The 16,232-nt window shown below is 56.3% G+C and carries 18 protein-coding genes and 1 tRNA gene; 4 read left to right on the forward strand and 15 right to left on the reverse strand.

Annotation, left to right across the window (positions count from 1 at the left end; genetic code table 11):
* Positions 1-4: 4 nt before the first annotated feature.
* The 10 genes from AC0L73_RS03795 to AC0L73_RS03840 all read right to left on the reverse strand — a co-directional run bounded on the left by AC0L73_RS03795 (position 5) and on the right by AC0L73_RS03840 (position 10,040).
* Entirely contained in the window at positions 5-409 is a 405-nt protein-coding gene (locus AC0L73_RS03795; RefSeq protein ID WP_473654913.1) for an MAPEG family protein, read from the reverse strand.
* A 52-nt stretch (positions 410-461) separates the two neighbouring features.
* The gene (locus AC0L73_RS03800; RefSeq protein ID WP_473654914.1) at positions 462-890 is read right to left on the reverse strand and encodes a PaaI family thioesterase; all 429 of its coding nucleotides are present in this window, start codon (positions 888-890) and stop codon (positions 462-464) included.
* A 35-nt stretch (positions 891-925) separates the two neighbouring features.
* On the reverse strand, positions 926-1,570 hold the full coding sequence (locus tag AC0L73_RS03805) for a DJ-1/PfpI family protein (protein WP_473654915.1): 645 nt from the start codon (positions 1,568-1,570) through the stop codon (positions 926-928).
* Positions 1,571-1,658: 88 nt separating this feature from the next.
* Positions 1,659-2,816: an acyltransferase family protein gene (locus AC0L73_RS03810; protein ID WP_227950164.1), complete on the reverse strand. Its 1,158-nt coding sequence runs from the start codon at positions 2,814-2,816 to the stop codon at positions 1,659-1,661.
* A gap of 182 nt (positions 2,817-2,998) precedes the next feature.
* Positions 2,999-4,546, reverse strand: coding sequence for a glutamine-hydrolyzing GMP synthase (gene guaA, locus AC0L73_RS03815; protein WP_473654916.1), 1,548 nt, complete (start codon positions 4,544-4,546; stop codon positions 2,999-3,001).
* A 72-nt stretch (positions 4,547-4,618) separates the two neighbouring features.
* Complete coding sequence (locus AC0L73_RS03820) at positions 4,619-5,107, reverse strand: tetratricopeptide repeat protein (protein WP_473654917.1); 489 nt, start codon at positions 5,105-5,107, stop codon at positions 4,619-4,621.
* Between the two features lie 141 nt (positions 5,108-5,248).
* On the reverse strand, positions 5,249-6,553 hold the full coding sequence (locus tag AC0L73_RS03825; protein WP_473654918.1) for an RsmB/NOP family class I SAM-dependent RNA methyltransferase: 1,305 nt from the start codon (positions 6,551-6,553) through the stop codon (positions 5,249-5,251).
* Positions 6,550-8,013 carry an IMP dehydrogenase gene (gene guaB, locus AC0L73_RS03830; protein WP_473654919.1) on the reverse strand — a complete coding sequence of 488 codons (1,464 nt, stop codon included), beginning with the start codon at positions 8,011-8,013 and terminating at the stop codon, positions 6,550-6,552. Before guaB ends, AC0L73_RS03825 begins: the two co-directional genes overlap by 4 nt.
* A 181-nt stretch (positions 8,014-8,194) precedes the next feature.
* The gene (locus tag AC0L73_RS03835) at positions 8,195-8,929 is read right to left on the reverse strand and encodes an RlmE family RNA methyltransferase (RefSeq protein WP_227950153.1); all 735 of its coding nucleotides are present in this window, start codon (positions 8,927-8,929) and stop codon (positions 8,195-8,197) included.
* Complete coding sequence (locus tag AC0L73_RS03840; RefSeq protein ID WP_473654920.1) at positions 8,922-10,040, reverse strand: Ppx/GppA phosphatase family protein; 1,119 nt, start codon at positions 10,038-10,040, stop codon at positions 8,922-8,924. The genes AC0L73_RS03835 and AC0L73_RS03840 overlap by 8 nt, the downstream gene beginning before the upstream one ends.
* 199 nt (positions 10,041-10,239) lie before the next feature.
* Here AC0L73_RS03840 and AC0L73_RS03845 point away from each other — a divergent pair.
* Positions 10,240-10,313: transfer RNA gene (locus AC0L73_RS03845), tRNA-Gln, on the forward strand.
* Positions 10,314-10,461: 148 nt separating this feature from the next.
* Positions 10,462-10,701 carry a GIY-YIG nuclease family protein gene (locus AC0L73_RS03850; RefSeq protein ID WP_473655412.1) on the forward strand — a complete coding sequence of 80 codons (240 nt, stop codon included), beginning with the start codon at positions 10,462-10,464 and terminating at the stop codon, positions 10,699-10,701.
* A 3-nt stretch (positions 10,702-10,704) separates the two neighbouring features.
* On the opposite strand, the gene AC0L73_RS03855 is transcribed toward AC0L73_RS03850, so the two are convergent.
* The 4 genes from AC0L73_RS03855 to AC0L73_RS03870 all read right to left on the reverse strand — a co-directional run bounded on the left by AC0L73_RS03855 (position 10,705) and on the right by AC0L73_RS03870 (position 13,960).
* Positions 10,705-11,436, reverse strand: a complete 732-nt coding sequence (locus tag AC0L73_RS03855; RefSeq protein WP_227950146.1) for a hypothetical protein — start codon at positions 11,434-11,436, stop codon at positions 10,705-10,707.
* Between the two features lie 98 nt (positions 11,437-11,534).
* Positions 11,535-12,770: an acyl-CoA dehydrogenase family protein gene (locus tag AC0L73_RS03860; protein WP_473654921.1), complete on the reverse strand. Its 1,236-nt coding sequence runs from the start codon at positions 12,768-12,770 to the stop codon at positions 11,535-11,537.
* A 190-nt stretch (positions 12,771-12,960) separates the two neighbouring features.
* On the reverse strand, positions 12,961-13,569 hold the full coding sequence (locus tag AC0L73_RS03865; RefSeq protein WP_227950142.1) for a hypothetical protein: 609 nt from the start codon (positions 13,567-13,569) through the stop codon (positions 12,961-12,963).
* A gap of 139 nt (positions 13,570-13,708) precedes the next feature.
* Positions 13,709-13,960, reverse strand: coding sequence for a hypothetical protein (locus AC0L73_RS03870; RefSeq protein ID WP_227950140.1), 252 nt, complete (start codon positions 13,958-13,960; stop codon positions 13,709-13,711).
* 193 nt (positions 13,961-14,153) lie between these two features.
* On the opposite strand from AC0L73_RS03870, the gene AC0L73_RS03875 reads away from it, so the two are divergent.
* Positions 14,154-14,492 (forward strand): PilZ domain-containing protein, encoded by a 339-nt coding sequence (locus AC0L73_RS03875; RefSeq protein ID WP_227950137.1) that lies wholly within the window; start codon positions 14,154-14,156, stop codon positions 14,490-14,492.
* Between the two features lie 14 nt (positions 14,493-14,506).
* On the opposite strand, the gene AC0L73_RS03880 is transcribed toward AC0L73_RS03875, so the two are convergent.
* Complete coding sequence (locus AC0L73_RS03880; protein ID WP_227950135.1) at positions 14,507-14,764, reverse strand: hypothetical protein; 258 nt, start codon at positions 14,762-14,764, stop codon at positions 14,507-14,509.
* Between the two features lie 172 nt (positions 14,765-14,936).
* Between AC0L73_RS03880 and AC0L73_RS03885 the strand changes: the two genes are divergently transcribed.
* The gene (locus AC0L73_RS03885) at positions 14,937-16,214 is read left to right on the forward strand and encodes a pentapeptide repeat-containing protein (RefSeq protein ID WP_227950133.1); all 1,278 of its coding nucleotides are present in this window, start codon (positions 14,937-14,939) and stop codon (positions 16,212-16,214) included.
* Positions 16,215-16,232: the final 18 nt, after the last annotated feature.

The raw sequence follows: 16,232 nt of genomic DNA on the forward strand, positions 1-16,232 counted from the left end.
TTAATCAGATGAGATAGGTATAGAGCAACCAGAGGCTGGCGATCAGCAGGGCAAGAAAGGTGAACACCATGCCGATTTTACGGAACTGGAAGTTCGGCGGCGTGCGGCTGACCCCAACCGCATGCAGGCAGCGCCCGACGAACAGCAGGCCCCCCAGCACAATGATCACATAGATGCTGACCGCGCGCATCTCCAAAAACAGCATCATCAAGAGGGTGATCGGCACATATTCGATGAAATTTGCATGGGCGCGGATCGCCTTCTGCAACGGCTCGTCCCCACCATCGCCGAGGGAGACTTGCGCCTTGCGCCGGGCGTTGACAGTGCGGATGCTGAGAAAGACAAATATCAGCCCGAGCAGGGCTGCGAAAATAGGCGTTACCGTCACATGCATAGTTATTTTCTCCATTGATCCGCGCTCTTATCGCGGCGCATCCACATCATGCACCTATTCTGGGGCCTCAGACAAGCTTGAAGGAGGCATTGGCCCGCGCGATCAGCTTTTCTTCCCCGTCCTTTGTCGCCACCACCTTCATCTCGGTAAAGCCGATGGAGCGGCCAATTTTCAACACGCTCGCGCGGAACTCCAGCCAGTCACCGATTTGGGCGCTGTCGATATAGTCGGTGGTCATGCTGAGGGTCACGGCGCTTAACTTATCATTCGCGAATTTCTCCCGCGCCATCAGAACAAGGGACATGCCCATGGTGTTATCGGAAAGCGAGGCGATCAGCCCGCCATGGGCGAAGCCACGGCCATTGCAATGGGCCTCCCGCACCTCTATGCCAAGAATACCGCCCTCAGTTGCCATTTTTATATAGATCGGCTCCCACGGATCGGTGAGCGGACTCTTGCGCGGGCTTTTCGTAAAACCGTCGGGTATGGTGCTCATTTTTCTTATCCCGTTTTGTTTTTATTCTCCCCTGCTCAGGCGGCGTCAACCGGCTTGCGTTGCGGGGAGGCAGATATTCTTTCCGGCAGGTACGGCGTGATATTTTGCTGGGCGCGTTTGAGAAATCCGTCCTTCTCCCCCACCGGCGCAAAATAATAAAGCGCCGTTGAGGCCGTCTCGATCCCGTCCAGCATGGCGATGGTCCAGCCGGTGAGATAGGCAGAGCCGAGACAGCCGCCCGCCGTCGCCACATTGCCATGGGCGACAAGCGGCTGGTTCAGAACCTCGACCCCCGCCTCCCGCACCCATTCCTTGGTGGCGCTGTCCGTGCAGGCCGGCACACCACCGAGCAATCCGAGCTTTGCCGCCATCAAGGTGCCGGAGCATTGCGCGGCAATCACCTGACGCGCAGGGTTAAGTTTAATGCGGTTCATGATGCTCTCATCCTCGACAATCTGGCGTGTCATTGATCCGTTGCCGATCATGACCGCGTCGGCGTCGCTCGCGTCCTCAAGGGCCGATTGGGCGCGGATGGTAAGACCGCCCATGGACGTCACCTCCGCCTCCGGGCAGCAGACGGTAATCTCCCAGTCCGGCTTTTGCAGCCAGTGCAGCATGCGGTAGGCAACAAGGGAATCAATTTCGTTAAAGCCCTGAAAGGTGAGGATCGCGATTTTCATCTATTTGCTCCGCTTCAGCCAGAGGATCAATCTATCCCGAGGGGCGAAGAATGCGCAACCCAAAGCTGATGCGGAAACAGGCCGGGGCCTACTCTGCCAGGAAACTCAGCTGGGCAATTTTAACGGGATCGCCGAATAATGTGACGGAAACGATTAAAGCCGCCACTGCAACCAAAGATATATAAAACGGCTTGGGCGTAACGAGCTTGCGGTTTCGAAAAGGCTGTTCGATGCAGAAATAGGAAATTATCGCGAACAGGAACGACAGGATGATCCAGCCGACCTTGTCTAAATTCGTGGCATCCGGCTGGGTTATTTCAAAATAGGTATAAACGGGATAATGCCAGAGATAGAGGGAATAGGATATCAGCCCGATGCCGACGATCGGCTTAAAGCTCAAAATCCGCCCCACAAGATCCTCCTGGGAGGCGAAAGCGATGATGAGCACGGTTCCAAGCACTGGGACCAAGGTCGTCAGGCTTGGATGCTCCGGACCCGGATCGAACAGCAGGAGAAACCAGAGGATCGAGGCCATACCGACCACCGGCATCACCGCATTCAGAAGCGGGCGCCGGATTTTTCCATACTCCTGCTCCAAATGAGCAAGGAGCGCCCCCGCCAGCAGCTCCCAGAAGCGGGACGGCAGCATAAAATAGTTAAACTCACCATGTCTGTTTGTGTTGAACTCCGCAAAAAGCAGGCTGAGCGAGAACAGGACCAATAAAATCGATAGGGTAAATCTTTTAAAATACCTTGCGCACAGCAGCAGGATTACCGGGAAAACCAGATAGAACTGCTCCTCAATCGCCAGACTCCAAGTGTGGAGAAAGGGTTCAAAAAGATACTGCTCTTCTCCACCAAAACCAACGTGGTTCTGATAAAAGAAATAGTTCGAGACGAAGAAAACGATGTAGAGAAGGCTGTCCAGATAGGTCGCCAGATCGAGCGGCGGCAAAACATGGATCGCCACCGGAAAACTCGCCAGGATGATGAAAAACAACGCCGGCAATATACGCCGTGCCCGTCGTTCATAGAATTTCCGGAAACTGAAAGTTCCGGTTTCGCTCATTTCCTTTAGGATAATCTTCGTAATCAGATATCCGCTGATGACGAAAAAGATATCGACGCCGATATCTCCCGCGCCGAACAGGTCATGGCGACCAAAAACGCCAAATGCCGCGTGATACAGGAGGACAAGCATAACGGCAACGGCGCGCAGGCCATCTATTTCCGGCCGATATTTCACTCATGACCTCCTGATACGAATACTGATACTGATACTACAGGAAGTCTAGCGCGTTAACCTTAACGAATGCTGAAGGGTCCGCGCATATAATATTATTATCTAATTGACTACATTGATTAATTACTGATTTCCGCCCGCCATTGGCTTTTCTTGACGTGTGGCTATCCATTTTGAATACTATACTACTCCCACTCAATCGTTCCGGGTGGCTTGGAGGTGGTGTCGTAGACGACGCGGTTGATGCCCTTCACCTGATTGATGATGCGGGTTGAGACGCGGCCCAGAAACTCATGGGTGAAGGGGTAGTAATCCGCCGTCATGCCGTCGGTGGAGGTGACGGCCCGGAGCGCGCAGACATAGTCATAGGTGCGGTTATCGCCCATCACACCGACGGTCCGCACAGGCAGCAGCACCGCGAAGGCCTGCCAAATCTCGTTATAAAGGCCCGCTTTGCGGATCTCGTCGAGATAGATGGTATCGGCTTTACGCAATATTTCCAGCCGGTCGCGAGTAATCATGCCCGGAATGCGGATGGCGAGGCCCGGCCCCGGGAAGGGATGCCGATCGACCAGTTCTGGAGCCATGCCAAGCTCCCGTCCAAGATCACGAACCTCGTCCTTGAACAGCTCACGGAGCGGCTCGACAAGTTTCATATTCATCCGTTCAGGAAGCCCGCCAACATTATGATGCGACTTGATGGTGACGGATGGCCCGCCCGCAAACGACACACTCTCGATCACGTCCGGATAAAGCGTGCCTTGGGCGAGGAACTCCGCACCGCCGACCTTGCTCGCCTCCTCATCGAAGACATCAATAAAAATGCGGCCAATGGTTTTGCGCTTTGTTTCGGGATCATCGACACCCTCAAGTTCGCCGAGGAACAAATCGGACGCGTCGCGATGAATAAGCGGGATGTTGTATTTATCGCGGAACAGGCTCACCACCTGCTCCGATTCGCCCGCGCGCATCAGGCCGGTATCGACATAGACGCAGGTGAGCTGATCGCCAATCGCCTCATGGATCAGGACGGCCACGACGGAGCTATCCACCCCACCCGAAAGCCCGCAAATGACCTTGCCGTCGCCGACCTGACGGCGGATGGCATCAATCGCCTGATCCTTGAAGGCGGCCATCGTCCAGTCACCGGCGAGGCCGCAGATACGATGCACGAAATTAGACAGAAGCGCGGCACCGCGCGGGGTATGGACCACTTCGGGATGGAACTGAACGCCATAGAACTTCTTCGCGTCATTGGCGATGCCCGCAAAGGGCGCGCCGCTCGACGTTGCGACGACGGAGAACCCGTCGGGGATATGAACCACATGATCGCCATGGCTCATCCACACCTGATCCTGTGCGCCCGCCTCCCACACGCCATTGAAAAGATCACAATCTGCGACCACGTTAATATCGGCGCGACCAAATTCGCGATGATCCGGCGCCTCTACCTTACCGCCGAGTTGATCGACCATGGTCTGCTGCCCGTAACAGATGCCGAGGATAGGCACACCCATCTCGAACACCGCGTCGGGTGCCCGCGGCGTCTCGTCACCGATGACAGAGGCCGGACCGCCCGAGAGAATAATCCCGGCGGGGTCAAAGTCGCTCAGCCGTTCGGCCGCAGAATTGAAAGGAATGATTTCGCTGTAAACCCCAGCCTCCCGGACGCGCCGCGCGATCAGCTGGGTGACCTGACTGCCAAAGTCAATGATCAGAATACTGTTTTTCATAAACGGGGTTTAGACAGTTTGGGGGTGCCTGTCCAGCCCGTTTATGCGGAGAAACGGCGTTTTTTCGCCACCTTAGCTTTGCTTGGCCTTATAGTCCTCAACCGCGCGTTTCAGCATGGTATATTCCGGGCAGCCGAAGAAGCAGAGCGCATCGAGTTTGAGGAGATGTTCCTCCGCCATTTTAAGGTTGCCGGTCTGCAAATAGGCTTCACCGATATACTCATTCGCGCCCTTGTGATCGGGATCGATTGTGAGGGCCTTGTTATAGTTGGCGAAAGCCGCATCGTAGTTTTTCATCTTGCGGTTGGCGAAGCCAAGATAGTTATAGGCATCGGCGTTTTTGGGCTCGTCCACAGTCACCTTCGTGAAGGCGGCAATGGCCACCTCCCATTGCTCAGCATCAATGGCGGCCTTACCGGCGGCGAAATCCGCACTCTTCGGGGCCTCAGCCTCGGTTGTGCTGCTACTGCTACTGCTACCTGCCGAAAAAACAATCTGCGCGGCCAGAAGCTGCGCCGCAAAGACAGTGAAAATTGCCAGAATAAATTTGCGAAATGTCATCGTCCCCATCCACTCCCATTTGTTTCCGCGCTTTTTAAAGCTATACGCCCCGTCCGCAACATTGGATCACTAGTATAACGCAACCGGGCGGCAATTCCGTTCACGAGATGGTGATTATTTTCCGGTATATTTCAACTATGACTACGGTGCGCCTTTTTCAAGAACGGCAGTGAAGAAACCATCGCTTCCGCCTTCAGTCGGCGTCACCGCGAAAGTCTTGCCAGCCCAACTGCCATCAAGGCCCACCGTTTCCCAAATTTCACTCACGGGAAGAAGCGTAAACTCCGGATGTGACGATAAGAAGGCATCGATCTGCGTGGCATTTTCCTCGGCAAGGATCGAGCAGGTCGCGTAAATGAGACGACCGCCGGACGCAACCAGCGGCGCAGCACGCTCGAGAATTTCCGACTGCAACGCGGTGAGTTCCGCCAGCCGTTCCTCGGTTAATTTCCATTTCTGGTCCGGTTGCCGTCGCCATGTGCCGGAACCGGAACAGGGCGCATCGACAAACACCCGGTCCATATGCCCCACGAGGGAGGCGAAAATTTCATCATCGCTGTCATCACCTGCAATCGCGAGCGGTTCAATCAGTGTAACCCCTGCCCGTTTGGCCCGGGCCGCGATATCGCGCATCCGCCGCGCATTGGTATCAAAGGCGTAGATCTTGCCCGCGTAGTCCATTGTCGCAGCCATGGCGAGAGACTTGCCGCCCCCGCCTGCGCAGTAATCCACAATTGTCATGCCCGGACGCGCATCCGCGAGACGAGAGGCGACCTGCGCCGCCTCGTCCTGCAATTCTATGCGGCCGTTTTCCAGAAGCGGATGACGGCTCAAGTTCAACCGCCCCTCAATAATCAGCCCATCCGGGGACAACGCCGTTGGTGTGACATCAATCCCTTCATTTTTCAGGAAATACTGGATATCACTCCGTGCGCCTTTTTGCACATTCACCCGGAGCGTGACAGGTGCGCGGGAGCCATAGGCGCGCATGATCTCTATGGCCTGATCGCCATATTGCGCGGTGATCTTTTCGGTGAGCCATGCCAGGAAGTTCCCTGCAGCTTCAACGGGCATGGTGGAAAGATCTAGCGTCGAGGTCTTTGCCAGCGCTGCCGTTTCCTCCGCTGTTAATTCGGAGAGGCCATGCGGCCCGCCAAACCAGCTCGCGGGCAAATCCTCAGGCGAGATGTCTTCAAACAGGATCAAGCTTAAAAAAGAACGGATTCGGTGCGTTTGTTCAAGTCCTGTCTCGACCGCAACCCAGTCCAATTCTCCCTGACGGCGCAGGGCGCGATAGACGAATTCCGTGACCCATCGGCGATCCTTCGATCCGGCATAACGGCGGTTTCGAAAGTAAGTTCCGATATGCTGCTCGGCGGGGGTTGTGGCCGCGCCGATCATCTCCAGGAGTTCAGCGGCGGCGGCAAGCCGGGCGGCCGGGGTCATCCGTTCTGCCGGTAATTCGGCGCCTCACGTGTGATGGAGACGTCATGTACATGGCTCTCGGTCAGGCCCGCGTTGGTGATCCGGACGAAGGAAGCGCGTTCCTGCAAGCTTTCGATCGTCTCCGATCCGGTATAGCCCATGGCTGCCTTCAACCCGCCGACGAGTTGGTGAATAACCGCATTGGCCGGCCCGCGATGCGGCACCCGCCCCTCGATCCCCTCGGGTACGAGCTTGAGGTTATCGGAAACTTCCTGCTGGAAATAACGATCAGCGGAGCCGCGAGCCATGGCGCCCAAGGACCCCATCCCGCGATAGGATTTGAACGACCGTCCCTGATAGAGGAAGACCTCCCCCGGGCTTTCGTCGGTGCCAGCGAGCAACGAGCCTATCATGGCGGAACTTGCCCCGCCCGCAAGCGCTTTTGCAAGGTCGCCCGATGTCTTGATACCGCCATCGGCAATGACGGGAACGCCGGTGCCTTTCGCCGCCGCCGCTGCATCCATAATCGCGGTCAATTGCGGTGTGCCAACACCGGCAACGATCCGTGTCGTGCAGATAGAACCGGGGCCAATACCAATTTTCACGGCGTCCACGCCCGCATCGATCAACGCCCTGGTGCCGTCCGCGGTGGAGACATTGCCGCCGATTACCTGCGTCCGGTTACTCAGCTTCTTGATCCTTGTAACTGCCTCCAGCACCCGGCTGGAATGGCCATGCGCCGTATCAACGATCAGCACATCAACATCGGCGGCGAGCAATGCTTCCGCGCGGGCAAAGCCGTCATCGCCAATACCCACGGCGGCGGCGACGCGGAGCCGCCCCTGCTCATCCTTCGATGCGTTAGGGAAGAGGGTCGAGCGTTCGATATCCTTCACCGTGATCAAGCCGATGCAGCGATAGTCATCATCAACAACCAGCAGCTTTTCAATCCGATGCTTATGCAGGAGACGTTTTGCTTCGTCCTGCGTTGCGACTTCACGCACCGTCACCAGATTTTCATGGGTCATCAATTCGCTGACCGGTTGGCGACTGTCGGTGGCAAAACGGACATCGCGGTTGGTAAGAATGCCGACCAGCTTACCGCTGTTCCGCTCCGTCACCGGAATACCGGAAATCTTGTTGGCCTGCATCAGGAAGAGTGCTTCGGAGAGGGGCTCATCCGGCGCGATGGTGACCGGGTTGACGACCATGCCGGCCTCAAACTTTTTCACCCGGCGGACTTCATTCGCCTGCTCTTCGAGGTCGAGGTTCTTGTGGACCACGCCGATACCGCCGGCCTGCGCCATGGCAATGGCCATCGGTGCCTCGGTCACGGTGTCCATCGCGCTGGAGATGAGCGGAATGCCAAGAGTGATCTCCCGGGTCAGCCGGGTTGTCGTATTGACCTGCGTGGGGAGGATTTCGGAGGCCGCCGGTTGCAGCAGCACATCGTCAAAGGTAAATGCTTCGCGGATATTCATGACAACTCCAGGCGCATAGACGCACTATATATGGTGGAGATCATTCCCTGCCGGTATAGATATATACAGCTACCGTCAGTTTGATCTATGGAATTGCCGCGCAATCATACAGGCAGTTTTCAAAATTCATAGGGCGAATTTTGCATAGCACCCATTTTTTATTCGCAGGGCAAAAGGAGGGCTATTCGTCCGCGTCCGCGTCGTCTTTTCCGCGAAAGCCGGTGGCAACGACATAGGCCTCCCGGGAATCGGCACGGCTGGCTTCGGGCTTGGCATGGCGGACATGGGAGAAGTTCTTCTTCATCCGCTCCAGAAGCTCGTTTTCCGTGCCGCCCTTCAGGACCTTGGCGATAAACACCCCGCCGGGCGCCAGCACGTCAATGGCGAATTCGAGTGCGAGGTCGCACATCATGACAATGCGCAAGTGATCGGTCTGCTTATGACCTGTCGTCGGCGCGGCCATGTCGGAGATAACGGCATCCGCCGGACCGCCGAGCACGGCTTTTACTTTTTCGTCGGCGTCCTCTTCGGTGAAATCAAGCTGCATCACCTCCGCGCCGGAGATTGGTTCCATCTCCAGAATATCAACCGCAACGACCTTGCCCTTGCCCTTTTCGGCCCCGACACGCCCCACCGCCACCTGTGTCCAGCCGCCAGGCGCGGCGCCGAGATCAACAACGAAATCGCCGGATTTAAGGAGGTTATACCGCTCATCAAGCTGCATCAATTTGAACGCCGCACGAGAGCGCAGGCCCCTTGTTCGCGCCTCCGCCACGTAAGGGTCATTCAATTGGCGCTGCAACCAGTTGGTGGAGGAGGTTTTGCGCCCCCGTGCCGATTTCACCTTGGTATGGAGCAGCCGTCCAGTCATGCCGGTGGCGCTTTTGCCGCTCGGGCGTTTCGGTCCATTACTCATGTTGCTGCCTTCGGTTCAGTTGCCGCCTTCTGCTGTCGCCGCCGTGTGGCGGCCTCCTGCGCCTGTCGGCGGTCCCTTTTGCGCCGCGCATCATCCCGAGCAGCATCCCCTCTCGCAGGCCCCGATCAGCAACACGCAGTTTCTTGACTGGCCAGCGGCTGTGCATCGCCTCGACAATCGCGCAGCCGGAAACAACAAGATCAGCCCGCTCCGCCCCGATGCAGGGTTCATTCCGCCGTGTCTCATAATCACTGGCCGCGAGACGATGGCAAATATCCAGCATTGCATTGGTATTCAGCCAGGCCCCATCCACGCGGCGGCGACTATAGCGTTCCAATCCGAAATGCACGCCCGCGAGCGTCGTCACCGTACCGGAAGTGCCAAGCATCTGGACATTCCCCTCGCGGATCTGCCCGGCGATGCCGTGCTCCGCCTCAAACTCATCCACATGATGGCGGACATCGGTAATCATCGCGGCATAGGCCCCTTCGGAGACCTGCATCCCGCCATGCCGTTCGGTCAGGGTGACCACGCCGACGGGGATCGACATCCAGCCCAGAACCTCGCTCTGTTTGCGACCGGAAAGACCGAGCCAGACCAGCTCCGTACTGCCGCCGCCAATATCGAAAACAAGCGCGTTCCGATGGCGGTAATCAATGAGCGGGGCGCAGCCTTCGGCGGCGAGCGCCGCCTCCTCTGCCGTGGTGATAATGTCGAGATTTATACCGCAATTAAGGCGCACCCGATCGAGGAAATCATCGCTGTTGTCCGCCTTGCGGCAGACTTCCGTCGCGACGCAGCGCATATGGGTGACGCCTGCGCGGCGCATTTTATCCGCACAAATGCCGAGCGCCTCGACCGTTCTCTCAATCGCATCCTCAGACAATTTGCCGGTCAGGCTGACGCCTTCGCCCAGCCGCACAATGCGCGAGAAGCTATCAATGACGCGAAATCCCTTGCCCTGCTGCTTCGCGATCAACAGCCGGCAGTTGTTGGTCCCAAGATCAAGGGCGCCGAACACGTCGGGCGCATATCCCCTGTTGTTGTGAAGTTTGCGTCGATATCCTCTGCGGTCACTCTTGTCTGTTCTCCGGGGTTGTGATGTTGCCACCCAGGACTACCTCCAGTGTAAAAGTTCTGCGGGTGCGACGATGAACGCCGCGATCCCTTTCCCCCATGCTAACAGTTTTCCGCGAAAGGTTCATATATATATTTTTGCGAGGGCGAGTGTTGAAGGAGCGTTGACAGGTCCTCGCGGAATTGCTAGTAAGCCGCCTGCCCCGCGCATCGCGGGCGCACCGCCGACATGGTGGGGAATCGTCTAATGGTAGGACAGCGGACTCTGACTCCGTCAATCCTGGTTCGAGTCCAGGTTCCCCAGCCATCCGCCTTCGCTGATTTTGCCAAAGGCAAAATCTAGCTTCGGCGAGATTGGGTGAAACCCAATCAGCGACGGAGCGTGCGAAGCGGATGCCTCGCCGAAGTGGATGCGTCGCAGCGCAAGCGAAGACGAAGCAACGAAGGCGGGCTTTATGCATTACGTCTATATTCTTCAAAGCATCGATTATCCAGAACGGTTTTACGTCGGCCTTACGACAGACCTGAACAAACGTCTGGCGCAGCACAATAACGGCGAGTCAGTCCATACAAACAAGTTCAAACCATGGAAAATCCAGACGGTTATCCGATTTGAGGATGCATCAAAGGCGGAGGACTTCGAAAAATATCTAAAATCCGGTTCCGGCCGCGCCTTCGCAAAGAAACATTTTTAGTAACTAACCTTTGCTGATTTTCCAAAGATCATTAAGTGGAAGAATTTCTGAGCCATCAGCCGTTATCCTGACGATCTCGTTTCCGGCCTCGATAAAAATTGCATCAAAAGCGAAATCTGCATGCCATGTCTGGTGAATACGCGGTCTTAGATATTTAATACAAATATCCATTTCCGGCATCGGTAAGTATAGATTGTCGTATATCGAAAGCCATTTCTTATCGAGGTTCAAACAGGTGAAATTCTTAATCTTGGATCTCTTTTTCTCAATGAGATCTGCCATATAGAATGCCCAATCACACTCAACTTCATCACCACTATATCCCGGCGAAGGCGCAACATTCCCCGTACGCAAATTTCTTAAATATTCTCTGCCGTACTTCTGACCATAACGGAAACGTCCGCTTTCAATATATTCTTCTGGCTTATGCTCATTCAACCATGCATCGAGCTTAGCGTCATGCTCATCGACAGATTCAGTGACCTCAATACCTATTTCTTTCCCCTCCGCAGACAGTAGAAAATCTGGCTTATCATCATGAGTAATTTTCAACGGAAAACGGAAATGATTGGTTGCTGCCAAAGTGGATATGAGACGGCAAGCTGTATAAATCTCAACATGTTCCTTCTCCCGGCCCATGCCGCGTAAAGGAACTGTCATCTCCTGCCGCCGCAACAAGCCAAGCAATTCTTCAATAGAAAAGGCTTGAATAGGGTTCATTTTGGGATGCGCCAAGGCAGAACTCCAATTCGCTAGAGTTGAGAGTTAAGCTACCTTATGTTGAATATAAATACGCTTCAATCAACATTTGCAATATTTTTCCGCCCCGCTCCCTATATCTCCACATCACCTTTCAGCAGTCTCTGCGCGATGGTCTTGTTCAGGATCTCGTTGGAGCCGTCGGCGATATTGATGATGCGGAGGTACTGCCACGCCTCGGCGAGGCCGACCTCGTTGGTGAGGCCCATGGCGCCGTGGGCCTGCATCGCCTGGTCGACGGCGCGCAATCCCACCTGCACCGAATAGGCCTTGGTCATGGAAAGTTCCTTGATCGCCGCCTCCCCCTGATCGAGGAGTTTCGTCGCGTTCAGCCCCATCAGATGGGCGGCATGCAGCTCCGTTGCGGCGGTGGCGAGCGGAAAGCTCACCCCCTGATATTCCGCAATCGGCTTGCCAAAGGCGATGCGTTGTTTGGCGTATTCAAGGGCCAGTTCCACCGACCAGCGGCCAAGCCCGACGGCGCGGGCCGAGTTGTAAATCCGCCCGAGCGACACCCCGTAGAGCGCCGCGCCGAAGCCGTTATCCAGCTCGCCGACAACCTGCCAGGGCTCGACACGCAACCCCTCAAACACCAGTTCCGCCTCGTCCCCGCCGATATGGCCGAACAGCTTGACGACGCGCTGCACCTCGAAACCCGGCGCATCCGTCGGCACGAGGAAGGCGGAAATACCGCCCTTTTTCGCGGCCGCCTTCTCGGCATCGGTTACCGCGAACAGCACGCAGTAATCGGCGATCGGCGCGTTGGAGGTCCAGATCTTGCGCCCGTCGATGACCCAGCCGTCCCCGTCCTTGCGGGCGCGTGTCTTGATCATGGAGGCGTCCGACCCCGCGCCCGGTTCGGAGAGGCCGAAGCACATGGATTTCTCCCCGCTCATGAGAGGGCCCAGAATCTCGTCCCGCGCGCGATCCGTCACCTTTTCAAGCAGCCGGCTCGGCCCGAAGGCCCAGTGCGACAGCGCGTAGAGCATCATCCAGTTGTGCGGCCCGCAGCTGTGGAACAGCTCCTCCCAGCAGACATAATAGGCCTGCATCCCGAAACCGCCACCGCCGAGCGCCTCCGGCACGCACATATGGTAATAGCCCGCCTCAGCCGAGGCCATGCGGATTTCCTTGATCAACGCCCGTACCGGCGCGGAAAGACGGCCATCCTCGTCATATTTGCGGCGCGGATCCTCCAGAAGGTCGCGATTTTTCTCATGGCGGGGGATCACCTCCTGCTCGGCGAAGGCGCGAATCCCGTCGCGTACCTGTTCAACTGTATCGGGGAGATCGAACGCAATGGCAGCCATTTTTCCTGCTCCTTCTTATGGGGATGTTATCCGGGCTCGGCCGCTATTCCCGCCGCCGGACATTCTTCTTAGTTATTGTTTTTTATCTCTTTTTGGGATCAGCCGCGCGGCAACCCAAGGCCGACCCGGCAAAATTCTGCACAATAAGGCGCCCCAAGTAAAGCGCGAACTGATAGCAGAAAGGCGCGCCCTATGTCCGGAGGGCGTCGCTTTCGTCTGTCGTCTCGCTCGGGGGGGCGAGGAGGGTTTGGCCGCGCGCGTTAAGGCGGGAGGGGAGCTGCAAAAGCTGCGTTGGCACGCGGATTTCTTTGGGCAGATACGACCAGAGAAGCAACGTCAGCAGCACAGTGAACGGGGAGAGCAACAGGCTCAGCATCGCCCAAGTGATCACCGCCGCGCCAAGACTGATAATATTCTCAGACCCTTCAAGCTGCGAAATCACAACGATCAGCACGGCAAAGGCATGGGGGAGATAAAGCCCGATGAAAAGCGCATCCATAAAGCGCCGTTCCTTCCGGCGGTGCCAGATGCGGTTATAAAGCCGGACGGAGACAAAGGTGAGCGGTGCAAAGAAGACGAGCAGCAGACCTGCCGTGCCGAGGAGCGAGAAAATCCACCCCAGCCCCGTCATGTCGCGCAGGAAGATATCCAGCAGCAGCGTCACTCCGGCAAAGAATAGCGCCGCCAGAAACGGCGCCGCAAATATTAACCGCTCCGTTCGGGAACTGGTCTTTGCGCGCTTGATCATGGCCTGCCGGAGCAGCGTCAGTTTTGCTTTAAGATCAGATAAATGCGGCATCTTCTACACAACAACATCTCTTGGGAACGCGACAGGGGCCGACCATCCGGGATATGTCCCCAGATGTACCACATCCCTCATATTTGCCAAGTCTGATTTTAGAGTGTGCCCCGCCGAAGCTGTGACGGGTTTGACGGCGTTAGCGCGGGCCGAGGCCAGTGATAATGCCGGAGATATCCTTGAATTCATGTGACAGTGCCTTAAGGGTTTTCGCCTGCTCCTGGCGGCTCGCCCCCTCCTGCTCAGTGTCCGTGGTCTCAAGTATCAGGTCCAGCGCGGCAAGGTTCGCACCATTGGCCCGGTCCGCGATCGATTTGCGGTTCAGCCGAGGCGCTTTGTCGAATTCGGACTTCAATCCCTCTACGAGGGAGGCGAGTTCCTGTTGCTGCATGACGGACCCTTTCCTGTTAATGACCCACCAAGAATAAAGCGAGAGGGTGAACGAAAGGTTAATAGATGACCTCCTAACGCCAGTTTATGGCGATTTATGGGCATTGCAAACGACTTCTTAACCAATCTTCACCAGACTGCGTCTTTAACACCGACGGAGCCGGTAACGCCAGCCCTCACCCTCAGGAGCAAAGATGACGACGACCACAGCAGAGAACCGCCGCGCGCATCGCCGCATTGTGATGGCCGGGGAAACAGAGGTTGCCCATGTCGGTGGCCGCCTGCCTGCGCGCATCCTGAATATTTCTCTTGGCGGGGCCGGATTGCAGATGGACATGCGCCTGCCGGACGCGACAGAAATCAGCGTCGAGATTGAGAATATTGGCCTCATCCCGGCACGCATCGTCCGCCAGATGGAGGACGGAGTCGGGATCAAGTTTGAATTTTCGGAAGAAAAAGAACAGGCCCTGATCCGGCAGATCGCCAATCTGGTGGCGAGAAAGCGCCGGGCACAGTTCTACGTGGTGAGTTAATCTCAGCCGGAGTTTTAGCCGCCCTGACGTCCGGCATGGAGCACTTGCTTGGCGTCTTTATGAAACATTTCCGCCAGTTCATATTCTTTACGCAAATCGAAAATTGATTTTTTCAGGTCGTCCGAGTTGAGGCCGCCATCGACCGAGAAGTCGACCAGCGCGCTTGCGCCCGAATTTGCCGCCAAATGAAATCCCATGCGCAAATAGGCTTCGCGACGGTTCCGCACCCAAACTTCCAACGCATCAACCTGTTCCTGGGTAACTTCAAACATTTCTTCTCGTCCTCGGCGTTGTTTCATCAATTAACGGCAGAAAGCAACTAACTGTTAACCTTGTCTGTTTATAAAATCAGATAGCAGTTATTTACTGCCCCGAAGTATGTGAGATAAATGTTAATCTAGTCTTATCAAAACCAAGACAAGGTTCCGGCAAAGAGAGTACCGCATGACATCAATGACGCCGCAAGATATAATGGGAATGCTAGCCGAGCACGGAAAATGGCTGGTGAATCCTAAAAAAGGCGCCCAAGCAAACTTCAAACATGCCGACTTCACCGGGGCGAATTTCGCCGGGGCAAAGCTTCAGAAATCCTGCCTGTCGGGTTGCAAACTCTCGCGGAGCATCTTTCGCGGTGCCAATCTTATCTCCGCCGATCTGTATGCCGCCGACCTGACCAAAGCTGATTTGCGCGACAGCCTTCTTATCCGCGCGGATTTGCGCGGCGCAGAGCTGAAGGGCGCGAAACTCAATGGCGCGAACCTGCAGGAAGCAGACTTCCGGGGTGGTTCCCTCATCCTGTCGGGTGGCGAGACGGTCACCTTCCCCGCAAGCGATCTATCCAATGCCGAAATGGAAAAAGTTGTCGCGGAAAAAGCCAACCTGAACGGCGCCAACCTTTCTGGCGCGGCGCTCGGGAATGCGAATTTCGCTTTCTCCCAGCTGCGCGGGGCCAACCTTTCCAACGCGGATCTGCATGGCACGGGCTTTATGGGCTCCGATATGGCGGGCTGCGATCTGACAAATGCCGATCTTGCCGGCGCTGATCTTTCCAATGTTGATCTCACGGGTGCCAAAGTCGAAGGATGTAATTTCGAGAATGTGAAACTCGACGGGGCAAAAACGGAAAATGTCGATTTCTCCAAATCCAAGGCGGTCGCCGCGCATCTGGTTCCGGAGCAGGAAGAATCAACCCCGCTCCCACCGAACCTGCAGGCGCTATTGAAAACACATTTCCTCTGGGTGGAGACAAATGGCCTGAAGGGCGAGCGTGCTGATCTCTCTGGCATGGACCTCTCGGGCATGGATCTTTCCGGCTGCGCCATGAGCGGCGCAACGATGAAGGGCGCCAACCTAAAGGGTACCAACCTTCGTGGCGCACAGGCCGTGATGAGCGATTTGTCCCAATGCATCATGGAGGAAGTGGACCTCACCGATGCGATGATGGAGGGGGTCAATCTCTCCCGCTCCAACCTCAAGAATGCCAAGATGAAAGGCGCCATTCTCACCGCGGTGGACCTTAAGGGCCCGAACGGGGAGCCATTGGGCAAAAAATGGCCCGCCAACCTCTCTGCGGCGAGCTTTGCCGGTGCGGACCTTGAAGGCGCGGATATGACCGACGCCAATCTGATCGACGCGAATTTCAAAGGCGCAAAACTGAACGGCGCCATTTTCGACGGCGCAGATCTGGAAGACGCCCATTTCGACACCAAAGTCAGCGCCTGAGGCTCAGCCCTTCTTCCG

The sequence above is a fragment of the Sneathiella sp. D3-11 genome, assembly GCF_055809395.1.

What these genes read in the sequence shown, in the direction of transcription:
- AC0L73_RS03805 (WP_473654915.1), bottom strand. Translation starts at nt 1,570, where the DNA reads ATGAAAATCGCGATCCTCACCTTTCAGGGCTTTAACGAAATTGATTCC.
- AC0L73_RS03820 (WP_473654917.1), bottom strand. Translation starts at nt 5,107, where the DNA reads ATGACATTTCGCAAATTTATTCTGGCAATTTTCACTGTCTTTGCGGCG.
- AC0L73_RS03875 (WP_227950137.1), top strand. Translation starts at nt 14,154, where the DNA reads ATGACGACGACCACAGCAGAGAACCGCCGCGCGCATCGCCGCATTGTG.
- AC0L73_RS03825 (WP_473654918.1), bottom strand. Translation starts at nt 6,553, where the DNA reads ATGACCCCGGCCGCCCGGCTTGCCGCCGCCGCTGAACTCCTGGAGATG.
- AC0L73_RS03880 (WP_227950135.1), bottom strand. Translation starts at nt 14,764, where the DNA reads ATGTTTGAAGTTACCCAGGAACAGGTTGATGCGTTGGAAGTTTGGGTG.
- AC0L73_RS03795 (WP_473654913.1), bottom strand. Translation starts at nt 409, where the DNA reads ATGGAGAAAATAACTATGCATGTGACGGTAACGCCTATTTTCGCAGCC.
- AC0L73_RS03835 (WP_227950153.1), bottom strand. Translation starts at nt 8,929, where the DNA reads ATGAGTAATGGACCGAAACGCCCGAGCGGCAAAAGCGCCACCGGCATG.
- AC0L73_RS03865 (WP_227950142.1), bottom strand. Translation starts at nt 13,569, where the DNA reads ATGCCGCATTTATCTGATCTTAAAGCAAAACTGACGCTGCTCCGGCAG.
- AC0L73_RS03850 (WP_473655412.1), top strand. Translation starts at nt 10,462, where the DNA reads ATGCATTACGTCTATATTCTTCAAAGCATCGATTATCCAGAACGGTTT.
- AC0L73_RS03885 (WP_227950133.1), top strand. Translation starts at nt 14,937, where the DNA reads ATGACATCAATGACGCCGCAAGATATAATGGGAATGCTAGCCGAGCAC.
- AC0L73_RS03800 (WP_473654914.1), bottom strand. Translation starts at nt 890, where the DNA reads ATGAGCACCATACCCGACGGTTTTACGAAAAGCCCGCGCAAGAGTCCG.
- AC0L73_RS03870 (WP_227950140.1), bottom strand. Translation starts at nt 13,960, where the DNA reads ATGCAGCAACAGGAACTCGCCTCCCTCGTAGAGGGATTGAAGTCCGAA.
- guaB (WP_473654919.1), bottom strand. Translation starts at nt 8,013, where the DNA reads ATGAATATCCGCGAAGCATTTACCTTTGACGATGTGCTGCTGCAACCG.
- guaA (WP_473654916.1), bottom strand. Translation starts at nt 4,546, where the DNA reads ATGAAAAACAGTATTCTGATCATTGACTTTGGCAGTCAGGTCACCCAG.
- AC0L73_RS03860 (WP_473654921.1), bottom strand. Translation starts at nt 12,770, where the DNA reads ATGGCTGCCATTGCGTTCGATCTCCCCGATACAGTTGAACAGGTACGC.